The following is a 21,453-nucleotide window of genomic DNA, read 5'->3' on the forward strand; positions in this document are numbered from 1 at the left end:
CCTCAAATAACTAAACGTCAATTTTTGCCTATACAGTAATCGTGTCGTACTTTTGGACGCTAATAAATAAGCAGAAGTGTTTATGTTGATTCACTCAGTTAATAAAGTTCATAAAATGAGTCATTTGTACAAGCTCTGCGGAATCTTAGCTCTAATACTGGTTTTGTTATTTTCTACTAGCCAGGTAAGAGCTCAGGACGCAGCAGCTGGTGGAGACCAAACCGCTGCGGCATCAGGAGGTGGTGCTGATGCCGAAAAAGGGAAGACCCTATTTACGAACAACTGTGCTCAGTGCCATGCAGTAACAGATGAGAAAGTTGTAGGCCCTGGGTTAAAAGGAATTGAGAGCCGCGCTCCAAGCAAAGATTGGCTGCATAAATGGATTAGAAATTCCTCGGCCCTCATCGCATCTGGTGATGCTTACGCTAATCAGGTTTTCAATGCGAATGGCAAAGTACAGATGTCTAGCTTCCCCAGTTTATCGGATGCTGACATTGATGGAATTCTAGCCTATATTGATCAGGCTAACAAGCCTCAGCAAGCTTCTACAGGTACCACTGACATTAGTAAAAATACGGAAGGTGCCGGAGGGGGGCCATCTGGTGGTAGTGGCCCATCGGAGCTGTTTACGTTGGTTCTGGTCGCCGTATTAGTTGTTATGCTTCTGGTTCTGGGCGTTCTGCTTGTTGTTGTAAATATTTTATCGAAGGCTGTATCACCTGTTTCCATCGGAGAAGGTACGCAAATCCCGTCTTCCTTTGCACAACGTCTCAAAACAGGTTTATCAAGCGCTTTTAACAACTCCACGCTACGTTCTATTGTCATCTGGTTGTTTTTGCTGGTTGCCGTAAAAGAGACATTCGATGGAGCTTATGGTATTGGTATTCAGCAAGGTTACGCGCCTAAACAACCAATTGCCTACTCGCATAAACTACATGCTGGGCAGTACAAAATAGATTGTAACTATTGCCATACAGGTGCACAAAAGGGAAAAAACGCGACAATCCCAGCAGCCAATATTTGTATGAATTGTCATGGTGTAATTAAAAAAGAGTCGCCGGAAATTCAGAAGATATACACTGCTATTGAAAAAAACCAGCCAATTGAATGGATACGGGTGCACAACTTACCTGATCTGGCTTATTTTAATCATGCCCAGCACGTAAATGTAGGCAACGTTGCTTGTCAGACCTGTCACGGCGAGATTGAGAAAATGGAAGTAGTTGAGGCTCGCTCATCATTAACTATGGGTTGGTGTATCGACTGTCATCGCCGGACGGACGTCAATACGAAGGATAATGCCTACTACGACAAACTTGTCGCGCTTCATAAAAAGGAAAGTAAGGAACCGCTTAAAGTTGCTAACATCGGCGGTTTAGAATGTTCTAAATGTCACTATTAATGTCAATGAATAATGAACGGTCTTAATGAATTCTAATCTATTGTTCATTATTCATTCCACATTGTTCATTTTAACCACTGCCGCATAAAATAAGCATGGAAAATACACATAAACGGTATTGGAAAGGGGTTGAAGAATTACGCAATGACGCTACGTTCGTAAAGAATGCCAATAGTGAATTTGCTAACCCTGACTTGAGCGAATCATCGGAAGACCTAGACGGTCTGCTCGGGGGCTCAAATACCCAACGCCGTGACTTTCTCAAAGTGATGGGCTTTGGCATGGCTGCTGTCTCATTAGCAGCCTGCGAAACACCTGTTCATAAGGCAATTCCTTACATTAATAAACCGGAGTTTACATTTCCCTCAATATCTGATTATTACGCATCAACCTTTAGTGAAGGTGGTGATTATGCTGCTATTCTAGTTGAAACTCGCGAAGGACGTCCTATCAAAATTGAGGGGAACCCTTCTTCAAGTGTATCAAAAGGTGGCACAACTCCCCGATCTCAGGCATCAGTCTTATCACTTTATGATATCGATAAGCTAAAGGGTCCTAAACGTGGTGATGCGGATATTGATTGGACTACTGCTGATCGAGAAATTATAAATCAGTTGAATGCAGTTGCTGCAAAAGGTAGTGCTATTCGTATCATTACGTCTACTATACTTAGCCCGGCAACAAAGGCTGTTATTGCTGATTTTGCTACTAAGTATCCAACTACTCGCCATATTACGTATGATGCTAATTCGGTATTTGGTATTGTACAGGCAAACTCGGCTTCATTCGGTAAGGCAGTAATTCCATCTTATGACTTTGGCAAAGCACAAACTATAGTTAGTGTAGGTGCCGACTTTCTGGGTACTTGGGTAGCTCCGATAGAATACATGGGGCCTTATGCAAAAGGTCGTCAGGTTGGTGCTATAGGTGGTGGAAAGAAAACCATGTCGCGGCACTATCAATTTGAAACAGGGCTTTCCTTAACAGGTGCTAACGCTGATTATCGTACCGCAATCAAGCCATCGCAAGAAGGACTAGTTGTTGCGGCTCTATATAATAAAGTTGCTGCTAAATTAGGAGGTTCACCTGTTAGTACGCCATCAATTGATGTTGCTTATTTAGACAAAGCCGCCACGGATCTTGCTAATTCACGTGGTAAAGCACTAGTCGTTGCGGGGTCAAATGATCCGAATGTACAGATTATTGTTAATGCTTTAAATAACTTATTAGGCAGCTACGGTACTACAATCGATATTAATACTCCTGTTAATTATCGTCAGGGGAATGATCAGCAAATGAACGCTTTCATCAATGAAGCAAAAGCTGGTCAAGTTGGCGCTGTATTATTCTTTGCCGCTAACCCGGTGTACGATCACCCACGCGGTACTGAACTTGCAGAAGCTTTACCTAAAATTACCTTATCGGTTTCTTTTGCAGACCGTGCAGACGAAACAGCTTCTTTAGCGAAATATATTACGCCTGCTCCGCATTTTCTAGAATGTTGGAATGATGCGGAACCTAAACAAGGCTACTACAGCTTAACACAGCCTGCCATTACGCATATTTATAAAACTCGTCAGTTTCAATCGAGTTTGTTAACGTGGACTGGTAAGTCAAACGACTTTCAATCTTACCTGAAAAATTATTGGCGTACTACTCATTTTCCACAAGCTACTGGGTTTAGTTCATTTGATGCTTTTTGGGTAAAATGCCTTAACGATGGTGTGTTTGAACCAAACAAAGGGACATCGACAACTGTAGGTGGAGCTTCGTTTGCCGGTAATATTAGCCAGGCAGCTGCGAGTATTGGACAACGCTATAAGCCAACAACTGGCATGGAAGTAGCCCTGTACGAGAAGATTGGGGTTGGTACAGGTGCAATGGCTAACAATCCTTGGCTGCAAGAGCTACCTGATCCTGTCACGAAAGCTTGCTGGGATAACTATGCGTCTATTTCGCAAAAAACAGCCAAAGATCTAAAATTAGCTCAAAACGATCTTGTAACAGTTTCAGTAAATGGTAAAGCAATAGAGTTACCAGTGCTAATTCAACCAGGCCAAGCTGACAACACGGTTTCAATTGCTGTTGGCTATGGACGCGAGAAAGCAGGAAAGTCAGCTAACGGAGTTGGTAAAAATGCATTTCCGCTCGCTTCCCTAACTGGTGGATACGTTACTTTTTCTGCATTTAGCGCTTCCGTTGAAAAGGCTAGTGGAACTCATGAAATAGCGCAGACTCAAACTCATGATACAGTTATGGGAAGGACTGCTGTATTGCAAGAAGCTCGTCTGGCTGCATATCAAAAGAATCCGAAGGCTGGCCGACATGAGCCCAAGGTTCAAACATCGAAAGGTGCGGTTGATGCTACTGATATCACTCTATGGAATGGTTATGGTAAGCCTGTGCACTCTTGGGGTATGGTAATTGACCTGAACTCTTGTTTGGGCTGTGGGACTTGCATTGTCGCTTGTAATGCAGAAAATAATATTCAGGTTGTTGGCAGAAAAGAAGTAATTCGGCGTCGCGAAATGCACTGGTTACGTATAGATCGCTATTATAGCAGCGATGCTGAGCCTGAGGACTATTCTGCCTTGGAAGTGGCTTCTGCTAATCCTGAAGTGACATTCCAGCCAATGCTCTGCCAGCATTGCAGTAATGCTCCCTGCGAAACAGTATGTCCGGTATTAGCTACAACTCATAGTACAGAGGGTCTTAACCAGATGACCTATAATCGTTGTATTGGAACACGCTACTGTGCTAACAACTGCCCTTATAAAGTACGCCGATTTAACTGGTTTAAATATTTTGATAATGATAATTTTGATTATCATTTCAATAATGACCTTGGTAAGATGGTCATTAATCCAGACGTAACGGTTCGCTCACGGGGGGTGATTGAAAAGTGTTCGTTCTGTGTTCAGCGCATTCAGGAAAGCAAGTTGACAGCTAAAAAGGAACGGCGCCAATTAGAGCCTGATGAAGTACAAACGGCCTGTTCGCAAGCGTGTTCTACAGGGGCTATCATCTTTGGTGATATGAATAACCCAGAGAGCACAATATCCAAAGTACTTGCTGTTGAGCAGGAGGGACGTGCTTTTCACGTCTTAGAAGAGATTAACGTTAGGCCACAAATATCGTACTTGACTAAAATTCGCAACAAGGACGAAGAGCCTCAAAGTGGGCACAAAGAATCACACGCATAAATTAACTTGTGAATTATGTAAGTAAGTGTGAGATTTTCGAAAACAATCGAGCACACAATTCGTAATTCGTATATCATAATCAATACATCGTAAATAAGTAAAATATATGTCGCATGTTACATCAGCTGTAAGAACTCCGCTTGTTACCGGTGGCAAGACCTATGCCGACGTAACAGAGGATATCAGCAAACAGGTTGAAGGTAATCCAACCCGTGAGTGGACTATCGCCTTTGTTATTGCGGTAGTTGTGCTCATTTACGGAACTGCCTGCTTGTTTTGGACTTGGTGGGAAGGATTGGGCGTTTGGGGCTTAAACAAAACTGTTGGTTGGGCTTGGGACATTACCAACTTTGTATGGTGGGTGGGTATTGGTCATGCCGGTACACTAATATCTGCGATTCTGCTCTTATTCCGGCAAAAATGGCGGACTGCCGTAAACCGGGCTGCAGAAGCCATGACTATTTTCGCTGTTATCTGTGCTGCGAGTTTTATTATGATGCACGCAGGACGGCCGTGGGTAGCCTACTGGTGTTTGCCGCTACCTAATACATTAGGCTCGTTGTGGGTAAACTTTAAATCTCCATTAGTATGGGACGTATTCGCCATTAGTACCTATTTTACAGTATCCTTGGTATTCTGGTATATGGGTCTTATTCCTGATCTAGCTACAATCCGTGACCGTGCGCGTAGTAAAGTATCTCGTTACATCTATGGCGCATTCTCATTGGGGTGGAATGGGTCAGCGAAGACATGGGCTCGATATGAATATATGAGCTTAATCTTAGCTGGTTTGTCTACTCCGCTTGTATTATCAGTGCATACGATTGTATCAATGGACTTTGCTACGTCAGTAATCCCCGGATGGCATACTACTATTTTCCCTCCTTACTTCGTGGCTGGTGCTATCTTTTCGGGCTTTGCTATGGTGCAAAACTTGGTACTGATCATTCGAGTGGTATTTAAGCTAGAGGATTATATTACGTTAGAACATATTGAGTCAATGAATAAAGTAATCACATTGACTGGTTCTATAGTTGGTGTTGCTTACTTAACAGAATTCTTTATTGCTTGGTATTCAGGAGTTGAGTTTGAAAGCTATGCCTTTATTAATCGTGCAACTGGACCGTATTGGTGGGCATATTGGGCTATGATGACTTGCAATGTAATTACCCCACAGCTTTTCTGGTCAAGGGCTATTCGGCGAAGTATTGTATGGACATTCGTATTATCAGTAATCGTGAATATCGGTATGTGGTTTGAACGTTTCGTAATTATCGTAACCTCTCTCCATCGCGATTATCTGCCTTCAAGCTGGGCAATGTTCCATCCAACTCTGTTTGACATTAGCGACTATATTTTCTCGTTCGGTTTATTCTTCACATTGTTTCTGCTGTTCTCGAAATTTTTGCCAGTAGTTAACATGGCTGAAGTTAAAACAATCATTAAATCGTCTTCTGAGAAACTACCAATTTCGGTATCAGGTGTTGCTAAGGGTGAGCGCGTTGCTAATCCAACGTTTAATAAAAACGCAGAATAAAAAAGGTATTGGTTTAAGATTTCAAGTTTCCAGCTTACGTAAGCCTGGCGCTTGAAGCAGACGAATTAAAACGTATGTCAGACGTACATGGTAGTGGTAAGTTTTTAGTAGGCATCTATGATGACGATGATGTTGTACTAAAAGCTGTTAAAGAGGTTAAAACAGCCGGTGTCCGGATCCATGAGGTTTATTCTCCTTTTCCGATTCACGGTCTAGACGTTGCACTTGGTCATCCACGTACTCGTCTAGGGATTGCAGCTTTCCTGTTCGGTTTGACCGGTACGCTCACTGCAATAGCTCTTACTTTTTATACAGAGGGCTTCGACTGGCCAATGATTGTAGGAGGTAAAGATTCATACTCTCCTATAATTTATGTTCCTATTTTTTTCGAGCTAACTGTATTAATTAGTGCTTTAGGTATGGTAGGGACATTCCTTTTATCCAATGGCTTGGGGCCTACAGTGAAACCACTGATGTATGATCTAAGAACCACCGACAATAAATTTGCCATGGCGATTGACTTGGGTAAAAATAGTATCGGTGAGAATGATATTGAGCAGATACTGAAGCGTTCAGGTGCTGCTGAAGTAAATATTAAGCAGTTCTAATGGCCAAAACAAGAATGATTAATAAAAATATAGGCCTAGCGGTTCTGGGTATTGTTGGGCTATTAGTTACAGGAGTTTCCTGCAAAAGGGGACATGATAACACCGGCGTCGAGTACGCTCCGCAAATGTATCGGCCAGTGGGTTATGAGCCTTATAGACAAACAGGCCCAAATACGGTAAACCCACAAGGCTTAAATATGCGCCTGCCTGCTCGTGGGACAGTTGCAAGGCCAAACTATCACACTAAATTTGGATCTGGAGCAAATGCTACCACTGATCTAATGATATACAATATTCCCGCGGATAGCATAGGGATTGCTGAGAGGGTATTAACTAACCCAATTCCTGAATCAGAAAAAATACAAGCTGAAGGCCAGGTCTTATACACTCGATACTGTAGCCATTGTCATGGTCAAACTGGAAAAGGAGACGGGCCAGTAGCTAAGGAATATAAAGGCGTTCCAAGCTATTCAGCAGATGCTTACAAAACGATGAACGATGGGCACATTTTTCACGTAATTACTCATGGTAAAGGCCGGATGTGGCCTCATGGGTCACAGATTACGCCAGAAGACCGCTGGAAAATAGTTCAGTACGTTCATAAATTGCAACAAGGATAAATTAATTTAAGTCTCATTATTTAGTTAATAACTATATACTGATGACCAAAACTGAAAACTTTTAAGAATGGCATCGGCTCACGCAATACCGTCCTTAGACGAGGAATTTGAATTTACTGCGGAATCCAAACGTCGATTATTCATCGCTCTTGGAGCCGGGGTCGCATTAGTGGCAATTGGCGCCTATCTTTTAGCATCTGGAGTTGGTTCACATGGACATGAAGCCCATGCTGCGACTGCTCATGCTACTGGTGAACATGAAGGTGGGCACCATGCATATAAGTGGACTAATCGCTTATGGGCAAATGTTTGGTTAAATGCAGTTTATTTTACTGGTGCTTCAGTTGTCGGCATGTTTTTTATGTCGTATAACTATTTAGCTCAAGCTGGTTGGTCAGTTGCTTTCAAACGTATTCCAGAAGCAATGCCGGCTTATTTGCCTTTTATGGCAATCGCTATTTTAGCTACATTCTTTATAGCAGGTCATGATCTGTTTCACTGGACACATCCAGGCTTATATGACAAAGCTAGCTCTGAATTTGACCCAATTATCAATGGTAAAAAAGGCTTTTTAAATACACCTTTTTATTTAGGACGTATAGTTGCCTATTTTGGACTTTGGTACTTTTTATGGCGCATGCTGCGTAATTTTTCTTTACAAGAAGATTTATACGGCGGTACTGATTATTATGAGAAAAGTGTCAAATTTGGTACCGCATTTTTGCTTGTGTTTGGAGTAACATCCTCTACTTCCGCCTGGGATTTTGTGATGTCGATAGACACTCACTGGTTCAGCACTATGTTTGGGTGGTATACGTTGGCAAGTTGGCACGTAACGGGACTAGCTATAATAGCGCTAACAGTTGTTACGCTGAAAGAGCGAGGGTATCTCCAATGGGTTAACGAAAGCCATTTACATGACCTTGGTAAGTTTATGTTTGCGTTCACCATCTTCTGGGCTTATGTGTGGTTTGCACAGTTTATGCTCATTTACTACGCAAACCTACCGGAAGAAACAATTTACTATCGTGAGCGCCTTAGTGGATATGGAGGGATATATAAAGCTCCGTTCATTATAAATCTGTTTTTATGTTTCGTATTCCCATTCTTGATTTTAATGACTCGGGATTCTAAACGAACATTTATTATATTGAAAGTAGCGGCTTGGTGCATAATTATTGGTCATTATTTCGATTTCTACACCAACATTATGCCTGGAACCGTAGGTGAACACGGTGGCTTCGGACCGATTGAGTTCGGTATGATTCTAATTTTCGCTTCTGGTTTTGTATGGTCGCTTTTTTCGCAATTAACGAAGGCTAATCTTATTCCAAAAAATCATCCAATGTTGGAAGAAGCTCTGCACCATGACATTTAATCAACAACTCTTACAGAAAACATGGTTTATATAATTGCTTTGTTATCGGTAATTTTTCTGGGACTTGCTGCTATTGTGGTCTCAAGAATGGCTGCCGTTGTAAAAAATGTCAATGGTCCTGTAGAAGAAGGTCATATAGGCATGAGTAACCGCATTAATGCGGTGTTATTCATGATCTTCTTTGTGGTTGCTGTAATTGGTTTCATATGGTCATTCTTATATGCCAAACAGTTTTTCCTGCCCGAAGCTGCATCACCGCACGGTCGGCATACTGATTTTCTGTTTTGGTTATCAATGGGTATTATAACGGTTGCTTTCATTGTAACAAATGCTTTGTTATTTGTTTTTGCTTGGTTATATCAGCATAAAGAAGGACGCAGGGCCGCTTATTATCCAGAGAACCACAAGCTTGAGCTTATTTGGACAGTTATACCCGCTGTCGTAATGGCCGTATTGGTTTTTACCGGTTGGCGGGCATGGCGTGATATAATGGCAGAAGCACCTGAAAACGCTCAAGTATTCGAGATTGTAGGAAAGCAATTCAACTGGATCGCACGTTATCCAGGAGTGGATAATAATAAATTGGGGTCATTTAATTATAAGTTGATTGACAACAATAATGAAACAGGGATAGATTACACAGATGAATCATCGTTTGATGACTTTACATCAACTTCTGAACTACATATTCCTGTTAATAAGCCGATTTTACTAAAAATTAGAGCTCGAGATGTTCTACACAGCGTATTCATACCTCATTTACGTGTGAAAATGGACGCTGTACCAGGAATGCCAACGCGCTTTCAATTTACTGCAGACAAAACCACAGATGAAATGCGTAACATCACTGGAGATCCCAACTTTGGTTATGAGATTGCATGCACAGAAGTATGTGGTCAAGGACATTTCTCAATGCGTATACGGCTAATTGTTGAAGATGAAGCTTCGTGGTTGGCTTGGTGCAAGGAGCAAAAACCTTTGCTTACTGCCACGCCAGAATTAGCAACTAGAATTCCGGCAAATTTAAAAGCTAAAGCTGCAAAGTACTTACCGGTTGAAGCGCCTGCGGCACCAACTGATAGTACTACTGCATCAAATGTACAAGGAGGTGGGGTATCTTTAACCAGCACTGCACTCCGTTAACTTACTAATTTATAAGAAACCAAATACTATGGCGACTGTATCAGCTAATTCGGCAATCGTGGCACATGCAGCAGAGCATGATCATCATGAGCCGCAAAGTTTTTGGCGCAAATATATTTTCTCCGAAGATCATAAAACTATTGCCAAGCAATATTTGATATCGGGTATTATATGGTCAGTTATTGGCATTAGCCTATCTGTTATGTTTCGGCTTCAGCTAGGATTCCCTAACATGAAGTTAGATTTTCTTCGTCCTATACTTGGTAACTGGATTAACGAAACAGGTAAGCTTGATCCTGACTTCTTTTTGGCTCTGGTAACGATGCATGGAACAATTATGGTGTTCTTTGTGCTTACAGCAGGATTAAGCGGTACATTTTCTAATTTTCTTATCCCTTTGCAGGTTGGAGCGCGGGATATGGCATCAGGCTTTTTAAACATGCTATCTTACTGGTTCTTCTTTCTAGCCAGTGTAATCATGCTTGGGTCTTTGTTCGTTGAAACAGGGCCTGCTGCGGGTGGTTGGGTAATTTACCCGCCGTTGAGTGCATTGCCACAAGCCCATAAAGGTTCAGAATTCGGAATGACCTTATGGCTGATAAGCATGGCCTTATTCATTGTATCGCAGTTATTAGGGGGTATCAATTACATTACTACTGTAATAAATCTCCGAACAAGGGGAATGTCATTCAGTAAATTGCCGCTAACAATATGGGCTTTCTTCTTGACAGCTGTTCTTGGGCTTATATCCTTTCCTGTCCTTTTGTCTGCTGCACTTCTCTTAATTTTTGATCGCAGTTTCGGTACTAGTTTTTATCTGTCAGAAATATATATTAAGGGCGAAGCCCTGCCAAACGTAGGGGGCAGTCCAATTTTATTTCAGCATTTATTCTGGTTTTTAGGCCATCCTGAGGTATATATAGTACTACTACCTGCCCTAGGAATGACATCAGAGATTATCGCAACAAACGCTCGTAAACCTATTTTTGGATATCGCGCGATGATTGCCTCAATGATGGGTATTGCTTTCTTAGCGTTTATAGTTTGGGCGCACCACATGTTCGTAACGGGTATGAATCCATTTTTAGGATCTATATTCATGTTCCTGACATTGATAATTGCTGTTCCTTCAGCAGTCAAAGCCTTCAATTATATTACTACGTTATGGCGAGGTAATATCCGGTTTACCCCGGCAATGCTTTTCTCAATAGGGCTTGTTTCCTTTTTTATTTCTGGGGGTCTAACGGGTATCATTCTGGGAAACTCTGCATTAGACATTCAATTACATGATACTTACTTTGTCGTAGCTCACTTCCACCTAGTTATGGGAGCTGCTTCTGCATTTGGTCTACTCGCTGGTGTTTATCACTGGTTTCCCAAAATGTTTGGAAAAATGATGAATGAAAAGCTAGGGTATGTTCACTTCTGGCTAACATTTATAGGAATATACTTAGTATTCTTTCCAATGCATTATATAGGAATTGCTGGGTTCCCTCGCAGATATTATGCATTTACAAGCTACGACTTCACGAAAAATATCTTCGCTGATATGAATAGCTTCATAAGCCTAGCTGCTATTTTCACTTTTTCAGCGCAATGGATATTTATCTATAACTTTGTATCCAGTATAATTAGTGGCCGGAAAGCTCCTCAAAATCCTTGGCGGTCAAATACGCTAGAGTGGACAGCACCTGTCAACCCAGGTCATGGAAACTGGCCAGGTGAAATACCTGCTGTTTATCGTTGGCCATACGATTATAGTAAGCCTGGTGCGAAGGACGATTTCATCCCACAGAATGTGCCCTACTCACTAACTCCTGAGTCGAATTTGCCTCATGAAAATGAATTGATAGGCATGGAGAAAGAGATCGAGGCTCAAAACTTGAATGATCAATTCAGTCAACCTCACTAATCATAAAGAACAACGGTTTCGGCGCCTAGTATTTCTGACAATTATCATTATTTACCTGCTGATTTTAGCAGGTGGTATTGTTAGAGGTACTGGGTCCGGAATGGGTTGCCCAGACTGGCCAAGATGTTTCGGGCGGTGGATTCCACCCACAGATGCATCTCAATTACCCTCAGATTATCAGAAGATATATGGTGCAAAATTAAAGGGTGAGATTCAGTTTAATGCTCTAAAAACTTGGATAGAATATGTCAATAGGTTATTAGGCGTTTTATCAGGTTTTTTTGTTTTAGGCACCCTTTTCTCTTCTTTTTATTACTATAAGAAAGACAGAGCCATTTTTTGGGGTAGTGTAAGCGCTTTTCTTCTAATAGGTATCAACGGCTGGCTTGGATCGCGTGTAGTAGCTACGGAGTTGGCTCACTACATGATTACAATCCATTTAATGTTAGCCATAACCGTTGTTTTTGCCTTACTATTTGTGCTGGTGCGATCTAGTATAGTAAGCATAAAAGATAATGTAGCGTTAAAAAGTCATCAAACGTTACGTTATCTTCTGTTAGCAATTATACTAGTGACATTAGGACAAATTATTATTGGTACACAGGTACGAGAAGTGCTAGACAGCGTAGTCAAAAAAATAGGTTATGAGCAGCGCGAAAATTGGATCGATAACCTTACTGGTAGCTTTTATTTCCACAGAACTTTTTCATTGTTCGTATTGATACTTCAGCTAGTTGTTATTTATAAGCTCCAGCGAATTTCTGAAAATGACTGGCTGAAAAAGTTGACGAAGGCTTTAATAGGATTGGTATTGGCGGAAATAGGAACAGGAGTGATAATGGCTTATTTTGGTGTTCCTGCTATTGCTCAACCAATTCATTTGTTACTAGCTATAATGATGATTGGCTTACAATTTACTTCATGGCTCATAGTAAGTCCTTCAATAATGACCCAAGGATCAGCTAGTCGAAATCAATTAGTCGAAGTTTGATATGGAAAGAACGATTGATATAAGCCTTTTTAACGTAAAAGCTAAAGCGTACATTGAATTACTCAAATTAAAGTTAACACTTGCAGTTGTTTTCTCAGGCGTTTTTGGCTATTGCTTGGCCGTAAATCAAGTAAATTGGTTAAACGTTTTGATTTTAACCACTGCCTCTATATGCATCACAGGCGCTGCAAATATTATTAATCAAATCATTGAGAAAGACTCAGATAAGGTGATGAAACGGACTGCAGTGCGTCCTTTACCAACAGGGCGTGTAACAGTACATGAAGCTGCCATTTTTGCCTTTATTTTATTCACCGTGTCATGTTTTTTATACGTTGAGTTTTTTAATATAAGAGCTGCTGCCCTCGCTGTATTATCTCTGTTATTATACGGATTCGTTTATACTCCTCTAAAACGCAAAGGGCAAATCGCTGTTTTTGTGGGCGCACTACCAGGAGCATTTCCACCAATGATTGGTTGGGTCGCGGCTACAAATCAATTTGGTTGGGCTCCAGGCATATTATTTGCCATTCAGTTCTTCTGGCAGTTTCCTCATTTCTGGGCAATTGGATGGTTAGCTTTCGAAGAATACAAAAAAGCAGGTATTCAGATGATGCCCGGTAACGGCAAAACGACCGAAACCGCCTGTCGAATAATGATTTATACATTGTTCTTAATCCCAGTTGGATGGCTTCCTTTTTTGCTTGGAGTGACAGGTATAAATTCAGCTTTTGTGGCAATGATTGGAGGAATCTTGTTTCTTGCCCAAACGTTTCACTTAATGAAAACTTGTACGGATAGAGCTGCGTTGCAAATGATGTTTGGCTCGCTTTTATATCTGCCGACCGTACAAATTGTTTATCTACTGGACAAAGTATAACAACAAATCATGAGTGAATTAGTAAACGATATTTCAACTATCGAAGAGCCACAGGAAACGCTCTCAATGAATCCACGTAAGTTTATTTTATGGTTATTCATTGTGAGTATAATTATGCTTTTCGCAGCTATGACAAGTGCTTATTTAGTGCGTAGAGCTGAAGGAAACTGGATAGAGTTCGACATTCCATCGGTTTTTACATACAGTTCAATAGTCTTAGTGATTAGTAGCCTGACAATGCACTGGGCTTACTTAGCTGCAAAAAAAGACAATTTTGGCAATTTAAAACTAGCTATAACTATTACTTTTGTGCTTGGAGCAGCGTTCCTCTACATGCAGTTTCAGGGATGGGTCGATTTAGTTAATGAAAACGTCTTTTTTGTTGGCAATCCTTCAGGCTCATTTATGTATGTTTTCACAGGATTACACGGCTTTCATTTAATATCAGGTCTACTGATATTAATATTCGCGCTAGTAGCGGCTTTTCGCTTACGGATTCATGCCAAAAATCTAAATCAGATTGAGATAGCGGCTACGTATTGGCATTTTTTAGACATTTTGTGGTTGTATTTGTTTATATTTTTAGTCTATTTTCATTGATAATCTATTAGGCGCATGGCGGCTACTGTAACACACGATACCCTGACGACTGACTCCGACCAAATGTTTGATAAAAAAACATGGATGGGGGGTGTTGAACCAATGAAGGTGAGCTACGGCAAGCTGATGATGTGGTTCTTCTTGATTTCCGATACATTTACATTCTCAGCTTTGCTAGTAACATATGGCTTAATTCGCTATAGTTATCCTGCTTGGGACCCCGCTATATACGGAGAAGTATTTAAATTCTCGAATCTTTACTGGCCATCTCCTGAACACGTATACAATTCAGTTCCATTTCTACATGGGGTCGATTTGCCACTGATTTTCGTAGGTATTATGACCTTTATTCTCATCTTTAGCAGCGTTACTATGGTATTAGCTGTTGAAGCTGGTCATCGGATGGACCGCGCTGATGTTGAGAAATATATGCTATGGACTATTCTGGGAGGATTTACCTTTCTAGGAAGTCAAGCCTGGGAATGGTCGCACTTTATTCACGGAACAGAAACCGGTACGACAATTAGTGAGATCATAAATGGACAAACTATTCAGCGTACCATTTTTGGGGCGAACCTAGTTGAAAACCAGTATGGTCCACCTGCATTTGCCGATCTGTTCTTCTTCATTACAGGCTTTCATGGAACGCACGTGTTTAGTGGAGTTGTATTGAACATATTGATTTTTTATCGCGCAGCAACAGGTTTATACGATCGTCGGGGCCATTATGAAATGGTTGAAAAGGTTGGCTTATACTGGCACTTTGTAGATCTAGTTTGGGTATTTGTGTTTACGTTCTTCTATCTGGTATAATTATTCTTTATCATGTCTGACCATACACATGGAACCCATGAGGTGGGTGAAATACCACCCGCAAATACAGGTGCAATCTGGCGCACTTTCTGGATTTTGTTAGGTATTACAGTAGTCGAGTTTACACTGGCTTACATAATGAAAGCAGGCGGATTGCGTACGTCATTTTTCGTTATCATGACATTAGTCAAAGCCTTCTATATTGTTGGTGAATTCATGCACCTGAAGCATGAGGTCAAAAGTCTGATTTGGGCCATTGTAGTTCCTATTGTATTTATTGTTTGGCTGTTGATAGCGCTCCTAATGGAAGGAGGTTCGATTTTTGAATTACGTTAGTATATGACGGCCCCTCGAAAAGCCGGGATCTTGCTTGCTACGCTGCTGGTCCCGGCTTTACTGTATTTATTTCTTAGATTTGGTACGGAGAACCATTATGTTTTGCCACGCTATCTGCCTAAGATAGATTCTGCAAAAGGTGAACCGTTGATGGGTAAAGTAACTCTACCTGATGGTCGACAGATAATAGATACGATTTATAACCGCATCCCTCCTTTCAAATTAATTGATCAAAATGGTAAGCTCGTTGATCAATCTATCGTCAAAGACAAGATCTACGTAGCAGACTTTTTCTTTACCCGGTGCGGTACGATTTGCCCTAAGATTTCTTCGCAATTAACAAGGGTACAGGATATCTTTCGTGATAATCCAAATATAGTTCTTGTATCCTACACAGTTGACCCAGAGCATGATGGTCCGGAACAGCTAAAAGCGTATGCCAGAAAGTATGAAGCTATACCGGGTAAATGGTTTTTTCTAACGGGAAACAAGGCAGATATTTACAATCTGGCAATGCGTGGATATTATCTTCCAACCGTTGACGCTGGGGTCAAAGACGGAAAACCTGACGAAACTTTTATTCACAGCGAAAAGTTGGTATTAGTGGATAAACAAGGGATTGTCAGAGGTTTTTACGACGGGACCGACAAAGAAGATGTCGATCGTCTGGTGCTTGAGGCTCGCGTCCTACTAGATATTTATACTAAAGAATAACCAGATTTATGGAGATGTTACAGCCCGTACAGGAGCAAAAAGCTAATCGGGTTATCAATATTCTGGCGTTAGCTATTCCAATCGCCGTAGCTATTTTGTTAGGCATTCGTCAAAAGGTCGATTTAGGAAGCTGGACAACATACTTGCCACATATAAATGGAATTATAAATTCGTTAACATCTATATTACTGTTACTGGGTTTATATTTTATCAAGCAGAAGAATATTGAAGCCCATAAGCGAACTATGCTCCTCGCATTTACCCTTGGGTCGTTATTTTTAGTTAGCTACGTATTGTATCACCTAACTAATGAATCAACTCCCTTTGGAGGCCAGGGGTGGATCAGACCTGTTTATTATTTTCTGTTAGTATCACATATTGTTTTATCGGTTGTGGTTGTCTGGTTTGTGCTACGTGCCGTCTACTATGCACTAAGCGGACAGATAAATAGACATAAACAAACGGTAAAATACGCATTTCCAATCTGGCTTTATGTGAGTGTAACGGGTGTGGTCGTGTATTTAATGATCAAGTCTTATTACGTTCATTAATTCACTAAAGATTATGAAGAACTGGAAAACATGGTTAGTAGTGATTGTTTTGTTGGTTGTTGCTCCAGATCTAATGGCTCAATGTGCTATGTGCCGCAGCACAGTTGAAAGCACAGTCAGTAATGGACGTAGCGTAGTGGCTTCAGACTTAAATTTTGGTATTTTATACTTATTAATGGCTCCTTATTTATTAGTTGCTTCTATCGGCTATTTCTGGTATCGGCATAGCAAACGCGAACATGGAAGACGTATCGAAATTGCAGGCCGCGTTAAACGGGCTATGTCCTAGATGTAGAAAAGGCAAAATCTTCAAAAATCCATTCTACTCGCCCCGAGGCTTTGACGACATGTATGAACTTTGTCCTCACTGCGGCCTACGCTATGAGGTAGAGCCAGGTTACTTTATTGGGGCTATGTACGTGAGCTATGCTATATCTGGAGGAGTTGCCTTGGTGTTGGGTTTTCTGCTCTTCTATTTGGGGAATGACCCCGAAGGCTGGGTATATGCAGCTGTGGTGGCACCCGTTATGGTTCTGATTGCACCCGTTAATTTTCGGATGTCACGTGTAATTTGGTTGCACTACGTAGCAGGGATTAAATACGTGAAAGGGCTTTAGAAGCCCTTTTTTTATGGCTACAAAAAAATAATTTAAGTGATGCAACCTCTGGTCTGAAATACTGCATCTTGCTGGTGAACCTAAACAAGTATGCTTCGACTTATACCGTTTTTTACGACCGAAGCGCAGTTAATTGCTGCTTTGAAGCGTGGCGAAAGCCGGGCTCATAAAATCGTATATGAACGATTTGCCGGTAAGATGATGGCCGTATGTACACGATACTGTGCTAACCGGGCCGATGCAGAAGAGGTCATGCTGGACGGTTTCATGCGCGTATTCGAAAAAATCGGACAGTTTCGGGAAGATGGTAGCTTTGAAGGTTGGATACGGCGGGTAATGGTGACAGAATCACTTATGTTTTTACGAAAATCAAAACAGTGGCGCCAGGAGATCCCTCTTGAAGACGTAACAGTCGAACCCGATTATGAGTGGGCTGATACATCGCTTAATGAGAGTGACCTGTTGCGACTTGTGAATCAATTACCAGACGGCTATCGTACTGTCTTTAATCTGTATGCTATAGAAGGATACGCACACGCCGAAATAGCTGAGATGCTGGGAATATCGGAAGGAACCTCAAAATCGCAGCTAAGTCGAGCCAGGCTTTTGTTGCAGACGAACTTGAAGAAATTGGAACAGGAGTCGGAACGACAAACTAATCAGACGAACTATTATGAAAAAACGTACCGAAAAACAGCCAATTGACGATCTTTTTGCCAGGAAGCTGCGTGACATATCATTGCCCGTCAACTCCAACGGGTTTGAACGGTTACAGGCGCGTATGGGGCAACTTGACTCAGAACCCCGAGTTGTATTCTGGCGTAATCCGTCTATTCAACGCTACGTAGCGACCGCTGCTTGTCTGTTAATCGTAAGCTCATTTGGCTGGCTTTACTGGACATCTGAAAGTGCCAAAACGGCTGTGGATAGTCAACCGGTAGTAGCAAGCAAAGCAAACTCACCAGATGCCCTAAACTTAGCTCAGGATCGACCGAAAGAGTTAGAAAGAGCATCAAGCTCTAACATAGAAGATGGAACGAAATTAGATAAAAGCGAAGGTCAAATAGCCGCAGCTAAACGGACTACGAACGGTTCAAAAATAAATAATCACTTAGCTACTCCGCCAGCTGCGTACAAAACTCCTTCAGACTCTACAAAGCCAGAAGCTAGCGAATTTATCGCTGTTCAAACCAAATCTGTTGATGATCAACATAAATCAGAAGTTACAGACAACGTAACACCAATCAACCAACCGGTCAACGAACAAGTAGCTGAAGTAAAAACAGCAACCAAACTTAGCTTGCCTGCAGAGCGCGTGTTGACTGTTACAATTGACGAGCCCGCAGCACTAGTAGCAGCCCGTCAGGCGGCTAAAACGCCTGCTGAAAAAAAGACAATACTCGCCAAAAATGACACCCCTGAAAAGGAAACCAGGTCAGGGGGCTTATGGCAACAAGTAAAACGGATAAAACATGGTGAAGTATTCGCTAAGCGAGATAATACAAGCGATGATGAGCGTGGTTTACTCGATCGGGCTTACAATGGCCTGAAAAACAGTCTCGACAAAGATAAAACAGGTAAACAATGAAAGGTGTACTACGTATCGGCATTATTATGGTTGGCTTGCTGATGACGATAATGGCTAAAGCAGGATCTATGTCGCCGACAGACTCATTGGTAATTCGCTTTGCCAATCGTACCCGATTGGTCATCTATGCTCCCGATAAAGCGGGTATTCAGGCACTATCGAACTATGATCTGAATAAAATCGTACGGGAGATGGGTATGAAACTTGATTCGGTGCCTGGTGGGCAAACCGCTATTTCTCAAGATGGAGGCCGCTTTTTAAACGACACTGTTCTGGTCGTAACAAAAAAGAAAGATGGTATTACAATTGTAATCAATGACAAAGGCGATACGGTTAAGACAGTATACAATCAGGAAAGCGAGAAAGAGAGCGACTACCAGCGGGAACGGCGGAGAAATAGAAGTAGAGACAACTGGAATGTTGACTATGGGGTAAGCATTGGCCTGAACAATTTTATTCAGCAAAGTGCAAATACGGCATATCCTGAAGATAGTTACGACTTAAGGCCAATAGGATCGCGCTACATTGCCTTATCAGTTGGCGCAATGCCGACAATCATCCGGGGCAAATACGCTTCATTAAAGCTCTATTACGGCGTTGAAGTGGCCTGGAATAACTTCATGTTCGAAGGAAATAACGTAGCAGAAAAGCAACCTACTGGCGTAGCATTTCCTGATGCTGGCCGGGATTTGCAGAAAAGTAAGCTGACGATTTGCTCAATCGGTATTCCGGTTGTTCCCCGCGTTACGTTCTATAACAGCGATGGTCGCAAGATTTGTCATTTAGGGTTTGGTGGATACGTTAACTACCGGCTTGATAGCTATCGGAAAATTAAAGAAGCCGATGGCAGTCGGGATCGGCGCCATTCAGATTTCTATTTGAATGATTATCGTTACGGACTCATAGCTCACCTGGGTTTGCGCAGCCTTAATTTTTTCGTGAAATATGACCTGAATCCGCTTTTTCAGGTCGATAAAGGTCCAGATGTCCGAGCGCTTACTTTTGGAATAGGTTTTTAACTAATGATCAACGGCGTTATTTCGATTTTGGGCTGCGGTTGGCTTGGACTGCCTTTGGCTGAGCACCTCTTGACCCAGGGATACCAGGTAAAAGGAAGTGCGACTTCTGACGAGAAAGTAGGCTTGTTGAAGGCAAAAGGAATTGACGCCTATATGCTTTTGTTAAATCCCGAACCTGATGGAAATCTGGCTAGTTTGCTACAAGCTGATACGCTCATTATTAATATCCCGCCCAGAGCCAGAAAGCAGGGTAATGAATTTCACCCTAAGCAAATCAGTTCCCTGGTTGAGTCCATCCAGAAGTCGCAACTGAAGCATGTTATCTACGTTAGTACTACGTCTGTTTATCCCGATTTAAACAGAATTGTAGTTGAAGAGGATGTTGTAACCCCAGCGCAGTCGGCGGCTCCTGCTTTGCTTGAAGCAGAAAACCTTATCTTAAGCCTGGCGCCGAATCGAGTTGTTACGGTACTACGTTTGGGAGGATTGTTGGGCTACGAGCGTATTCCCGGAAAATACGTAGCGGGCCGAACTGTAGATACTGGCGATGAACCTGTCAATTATATTCATCGTGATGATGCTCTTAGAGTGCTAACCGCTACGGTTCAACAAACGCCTGCTGGTACGTTCAATGTAGTTGCACCTAATCACCCTGCGCGGGAAGCGATCTATCGGAAAAACAGTGCAGACTTTGGCTTTCAGCTGCCAACACTCGTAGCGCCCATAGCGCCTGTCCCGTATAAAATTGTTAGCGCTGATAAGCTATCACAGACGCTGAACTATTCATTTCAGTACCCAGACCCTCTTCAGTTTTATTATCAGTTATGAGCGAAGCAGATGCCTTACGCGAGTCCAGAAAAATCCGCCGGAAGGTTTGCTTTTTGGCGTTATAGCTCGGTTAAGTGCGGCCAGAAATAAAAAATATCCCTGAGCATGCCACGCCCGAAAGCGTTCGCTTACCTGTAAATCATGTTGAGGAAGATACGTTAATAATAGATCTAAGTCAAAGCACGTAGCAGCCACACCAACACCAGCACGTTGGCCATCAATAGCGTTACAGGCTTGTTCGTAGTGGTTGGATTGCGGAATCATTAAAGCTGGTTTTCCTAAATAAGCCGCTTCACAGACAGATTCAAATCCCGCCGTGGTAACGATGGCCTTGCAATGAGCCATAAACTCCAGAAAACGTTTACCATCGATTGCGTGATACGTTAACGTCTCGTCAATTGGCTCATCGGCTAGGTTTGTGCCCGCGTGAAAAGCATCCATTGGAATAGCAGGATGTTGCTGGTGTGCTTTCAGTAATTCGATCTTCAGGCCTGGTTGTGTTACGTAAGCCAGCAGAAAGTTTCCATTAGATGGTTTAAGTTCGGTTACTTCCTGACGTAGCAAGGGGGGGACAATCCGCACACGATGAGAAGGAGCATCAGGTTGTTTATCAAACGATAACGCCAGTAATTCCTCTGCACCAAAGCATGTCAGTTTTGTGTTTATTGCGAAAGCCTGTCTGTAAAACCATTGATTGTTGGGGCACTGAAAAG

At 42.0% G+C, this 21,453-nt stretch carries 22 protein-coding genes; 21 read left to right on the top strand and 1 reads right to left on the bottom strand.

Features of this window, described 5'->3' with window-relative positions:
- The first annotated feature begins 82 nt into the window (after positions 1 to 82).
- The 21 genes from ACOJS8_RS25130 to ACOJS8_RS25230 all read left to right on the top strand — a co-directional run bounded on the left by ACOJS8_RS25130 (position 83) and on the right by ACOJS8_RS25230 (position 20,740).
- Positions 83 to 1,402 carry a c-type cytochrome gene (locus ACOJS8_RS25130; RefSeq protein WP_420151311.1) on the top strand — a complete coding sequence of 440 codons (1,320 nt, stop codon included), beginning with the start codon at positions 83 to 85 and terminating at the stop codon, positions 1,400 to 1,402.
- A gap of 95 nt (positions 1,403 to 1,497) precedes the next feature.
- Positions 1,498 to 4,605 (top strand): TAT-variant-translocated molybdopterin oxidoreductase, encoded by a 3,108-nt coding sequence (locus tag ACOJS8_RS25135; protein ID WP_420151312.1) that lies wholly within the window; start codon positions 1,498 to 1,500, stop codon positions 4,603 to 4,605.
- A gap of 106 nt (positions 4,606 to 4,711) precedes the next feature.
- Positions 4,712 to 6,142, top strand: a complete 1,431-nt coding sequence (gene nrfD / locus ACOJS8_RS25140; RefSeq protein ID WP_420151313.1) for an NrfD/PsrC family molybdoenzyme membrane anchor subunit — start codon at positions 4,712 to 4,714, stop codon at positions 6,140 to 6,142.
- Between the two features lie 74 nt (positions 6,143 to 6,216).
- Positions 6,217 to 6,750, top strand: a complete 534-nt coding sequence (locus ACOJS8_RS25145; RefSeq protein WP_420151314.1) for a DUF3341 domain-containing protein — start codon at positions 6,217 to 6,219, stop codon at positions 6,748 to 6,750.
- Positions 6,750 to 7,370: a c-type cytochrome gene (locus tag ACOJS8_RS25150; protein ID WP_420151315.1), complete on the top strand. Its 621-nt coding sequence runs from the start codon at positions 6,750 to 6,752 to the stop codon at positions 7,368 to 7,370. Before ACOJS8_RS25145 ends, ACOJS8_RS25150 begins: the two co-directional genes overlap by 1 nt.
- Before the next feature lie 67 nt (positions 7,371 to 7,437).
- On the top strand, positions 7,438 to 8,748 hold the full coding sequence (locus tag ACOJS8_RS25155; protein ID WP_420151316.1) for a quinol:cytochrome C oxidoreductase: 1,311 nt from the start codon (positions 7,438 to 7,440) through the stop codon (positions 8,746 to 8,748).
- Positions 8,749 to 8,769: 21 nt separating this feature from the next.
- Positions 8,770 to 9,891, top strand: a complete 1,122-nt coding sequence (locus tag ACOJS8_RS25160) for a cytochrome c oxidase subunit II (RefSeq protein WP_420151317.1) — start codon at positions 8,770 to 8,772, stop codon at positions 9,889 to 9,891.
- Positions 9,892 to 9,919: 28 nt separating this feature from the next.
- The gene (locus ACOJS8_RS25165; RefSeq protein ID WP_420151318.1) at positions 9,920 to 11,803 is read left to right on the top strand and encodes a cytochrome c oxidase subunit I; all 1,884 of its coding nucleotides are present in this window, start codon (positions 9,920 to 9,922) and stop codon (positions 11,801 to 11,803) included.
- Positions 11,778 to 12,794, top strand: coding sequence for a COX15/CtaA family protein (locus ACOJS8_RS25170; protein WP_420151319.1), 1,017 nt, complete (start codon positions 11,778 to 11,780; stop codon positions 12,792 to 12,794). Before ACOJS8_RS25165 ends, ACOJS8_RS25170 begins: the two co-directional genes overlap by 26 nt.
- Position 12,795: 1 nt before the next feature.
- Positions 12,796 to 13,674 carry a heme o synthase gene (cyoE, locus tag ACOJS8_RS25175; RefSeq protein WP_420151320.1) on the top strand — a complete coding sequence of 293 codons (879 nt, stop codon included), beginning with the start codon at positions 12,796 to 12,798 and terminating at the stop codon, positions 13,672 to 13,674.
- Positions 13,675 to 13,683: 9 nt separating this feature from the next.
- Positions 13,684 to 14,274, top strand: coding sequence for a cytochrome c oxidase subunit 3 (locus ACOJS8_RS25180; protein WP_420151321.1), 591 nt, complete (start codon positions 13,684 to 13,686; stop codon positions 14,272 to 14,274).
- A gap of 15 nt (positions 14,275 to 14,289) precedes the next feature.
- On the top strand, positions 14,290 to 15,087 hold the full coding sequence (locus ACOJS8_RS25185) for a cytochrome c oxidase subunit 3 (RefSeq protein ID WP_420151322.1): 798 nt from the start codon (positions 14,290 to 14,292) through the stop codon (positions 15,085 to 15,087).
- A gap of 12 nt (positions 15,088 to 15,099) precedes the next feature.
- Positions 15,100 to 15,423, top strand: a complete 324-nt coding sequence (locus tag ACOJS8_RS25190; RefSeq protein ID WP_420151323.1) for a cytochrome C oxidase subunit IV family protein — start codon at positions 15,100 to 15,102, stop codon at positions 15,421 to 15,423.
- A 3-nt stretch (positions 15,424 to 15,426) separates the two neighbouring features.
- A complete protein-coding gene (locus ACOJS8_RS25195; RefSeq protein WP_420151324.1) occupies positions 15,427 to 16,137 on the top strand; it encodes an SCO family protein in 711 nt (236 codons plus the stop codon).
- An 8-nt stretch (positions 16,138 to 16,145) separates the two neighbouring features.
- On the top strand, positions 16,146 to 16,688 hold the full coding sequence (locus tag ACOJS8_RS25200; RefSeq protein WP_420151325.1) for a DUF420 domain-containing protein: 543 nt from the start codon (positions 16,146 to 16,148) through the stop codon (positions 16,686 to 16,688).
- 13 nt (positions 16,689 to 16,701) lie between these two features.
- Complete coding sequence (locus tag ACOJS8_RS25205; RefSeq protein ID WP_420151326.1) at positions 16,702 to 16,977, top strand: hypothetical protein; 276 nt, start codon at positions 16,702 to 16,704, stop codon at positions 16,975 to 16,977.
- 58 nt (positions 16,978 to 17,035) lie between these two features.
- Positions 17,036 to 17,305 carry a DUF983 domain-containing protein gene (locus tag ACOJS8_RS25210; RefSeq protein WP_420151327.1) on the top strand — a complete coding sequence of 90 codons (270 nt, stop codon included), beginning with the start codon at positions 17,036 to 17,038 and terminating at the stop codon, positions 17,303 to 17,305.
- A 90-nt stretch (positions 17,306 to 17,395) separates the two neighbouring features.
- Positions 17,396 to 18,010, top strand: a complete 615-nt coding sequence (locus tag ACOJS8_RS25215; protein ID WP_420151328.1) for an RNA polymerase sigma factor — start codon at positions 17,396 to 17,398, stop codon at positions 18,008 to 18,010.
- Positions 17,979 to 18,893: a hypothetical protein gene (locus ACOJS8_RS25220; protein ID WP_420151329.1), complete on the top strand. Its 915-nt coding sequence runs from the start codon at positions 17,979 to 17,981 to the stop codon at positions 18,891 to 18,893. Before ACOJS8_RS25215 ends, ACOJS8_RS25220 begins: the two co-directional genes overlap by 32 nt.
- Complete coding sequence (locus ACOJS8_RS25225; RefSeq protein ID WP_420151330.1) at positions 18,890 to 19,912, top strand: hypothetical protein; 1,023 nt, start codon at positions 18,890 to 18,892, stop codon at positions 19,910 to 19,912. Before ACOJS8_RS25220 ends, ACOJS8_RS25225 begins: the two co-directional genes overlap by 4 nt.
- Positions 19,913 to 19,915: 3 nt before the next feature.
- Positions 19,916 to 20,740: an SDR family NAD(P)-dependent oxidoreductase gene (locus ACOJS8_RS25230; RefSeq protein WP_420151331.1), complete on the top strand. Its 825-nt coding sequence runs from the start codon at positions 19,916 to 19,918 to the stop codon at positions 20,738 to 20,740.
- Here ACOJS8_RS25230 and ACOJS8_RS25235 read toward each other — a convergent pair.
- On the bottom strand, positions 20,735 to 21,453 hold a 719-nt coding region (locus tag ACOJS8_RS25235), incomplete at its 5' end, for a glycosyltransferase family protein (protein WP_420151332.1). The genes ACOJS8_RS25230 and ACOJS8_RS25235 overlap by 6 nt on opposite strands.

Origin of the sequence: Spirosoma sp., assembly GCF_048594605.1 — a bacterium.
In the GTDB taxonomy this organism is placed as follows: Bacteria; Bacteroidota; Bacteroidia; order Cytophagales; family Spirosomataceae; genus Spirosoma.

Excerpts from the sequence above, each read along its gene's own strand:
- ACOJS8_RS25135 (WP_420151312.1), top strand. The coding sequence starts at position 1,498 with ATGGAAAATACACATAAACGGTATTGGAAAGGGGTTGAAGAATTACGC.
- ACOJS8_RS25190 (WP_420151323.1), top strand. The coding sequence starts at position 15,100 with ATGTCTGACCATACACATGGAACCCATGAGGTGGGTGAAATACCACCC.
- ACOJS8_RS25230 (WP_420151331.1), top strand. The coding sequence starts at position 19,916 with ATGATCAACGGCGTTATTTCGATTTTGGGCTGCGGTTGGCTTGGACTG.
- ACOJS8_RS25145 (WP_420151314.1), top strand. The coding sequence starts at position 6,217 with ATGTCAGACGTACATGGTAGTGGTAAGTTTTTAGTAGGCATCTATGAT.
- ACOJS8_RS25165 (WP_420151318.1), top strand. The coding sequence starts at position 9,920 with ATGGCGACTGTATCAGCTAATTCGGCAATCGTGGCACATGCAGCAGAG.
- ACOJS8_RS25160 (WP_420151317.1), top strand. The coding sequence starts at position 8,770 with ATGGTTTATATAATTGCTTTGTTATCGGTAATTTTTCTGGGACTTGCT.
- ACOJS8_RS25155 (WP_420151316.1), top strand. The coding sequence starts at position 7,438 with ATGGCATCGGCTCACGCAATACCGTCCTTAGACGAGGAATTTGAATTT.
- nrfD (WP_420151313.1), top strand. The coding sequence starts at position 4,712 with ATGTCGCATGTTACATCAGCTGTAAGAACTCCGCTTGTTACCGGTGGC.
- ACOJS8_RS25210 (WP_420151327.1), top strand. The coding sequence starts at position 17,036 with ATGTATGAACTTTGTCCTCACTGCGGCCTACGCTATGAGGTAGAGCCA.
- ACOJS8_RS25150 (WP_420151315.1), top strand. The coding sequence starts at position 6,750 with ATGGCCAAAACAAGAATGATTAATAAAAATATAGGCCTAGCGGTTCTG.
- ACOJS8_RS25215 (WP_420151328.1), top strand. The coding sequence starts at position 17,396 with ATGCTTCGACTTATACCGTTTTTTACGACCGAAGCGCAGTTAATTGCT.
- ACOJS8_RS25225 (WP_420151330.1), top strand. The coding sequence starts at position 18,890 with ATGAAAGGTGTACTACGTATCGGCATTATTATGGTTGGCTTGCTGATG.
- ACOJS8_RS25200 (WP_420151325.1), top strand. The coding sequence starts at position 16,146 with ATGGAGATGTTACAGCCCGTACAGGAGCAAAAAGCTAATCGGGTTATC.
- ACOJS8_RS25170 (WP_420151319.1), top strand. The coding sequence starts at position 11,778 with ATGATCAATTCAGTCAACCTCACTAATCATAAAGAACAACGGTTTCGG.
- ACOJS8_RS25130 (WP_420151311.1), top strand. The coding sequence starts at position 83 with ATGTTGATTCACTCAGTTAATAAAGTTCATAAAATGAGTCATTTGTAC.
- cyoE (WP_420151320.1), top strand. The coding sequence starts at position 12,796 with ATGGAAAGAACGATTGATATAAGCCTTTTTAACGTAAAAGCTAAAGCG.
- ACOJS8_RS25220 (WP_420151329.1), top strand. The coding sequence starts at position 17,979 with ATGAAAAAACGTACCGAAAAACAGCCAATTGACGATCTTTTTGCCAGG.
- ACOJS8_RS25180 (WP_420151321.1), top strand. The coding sequence starts at position 13,684 with ATGAGTGAATTAGTAAACGATATTTCAACTATCGAAGAGCCACAGGAA.
- ACOJS8_RS25195 (WP_420151324.1), top strand. The coding sequence starts at position 15,427 with ATGACGGCCCCTCGAAAAGCCGGGATCTTGCTTGCTACGCTGCTGGTC.
- ACOJS8_RS25205 (WP_420151326.1), top strand. The coding sequence starts at position 16,702 with ATGAAGAACTGGAAAACATGGTTAGTAGTGATTGTTTTGTTGGTTGTT.
- ACOJS8_RS25185 (WP_420151322.1), top strand. The coding sequence starts at position 14,290 with ATGGCGGCTACTGTAACACACGATACCCTGACGACTGACTCCGACCAA.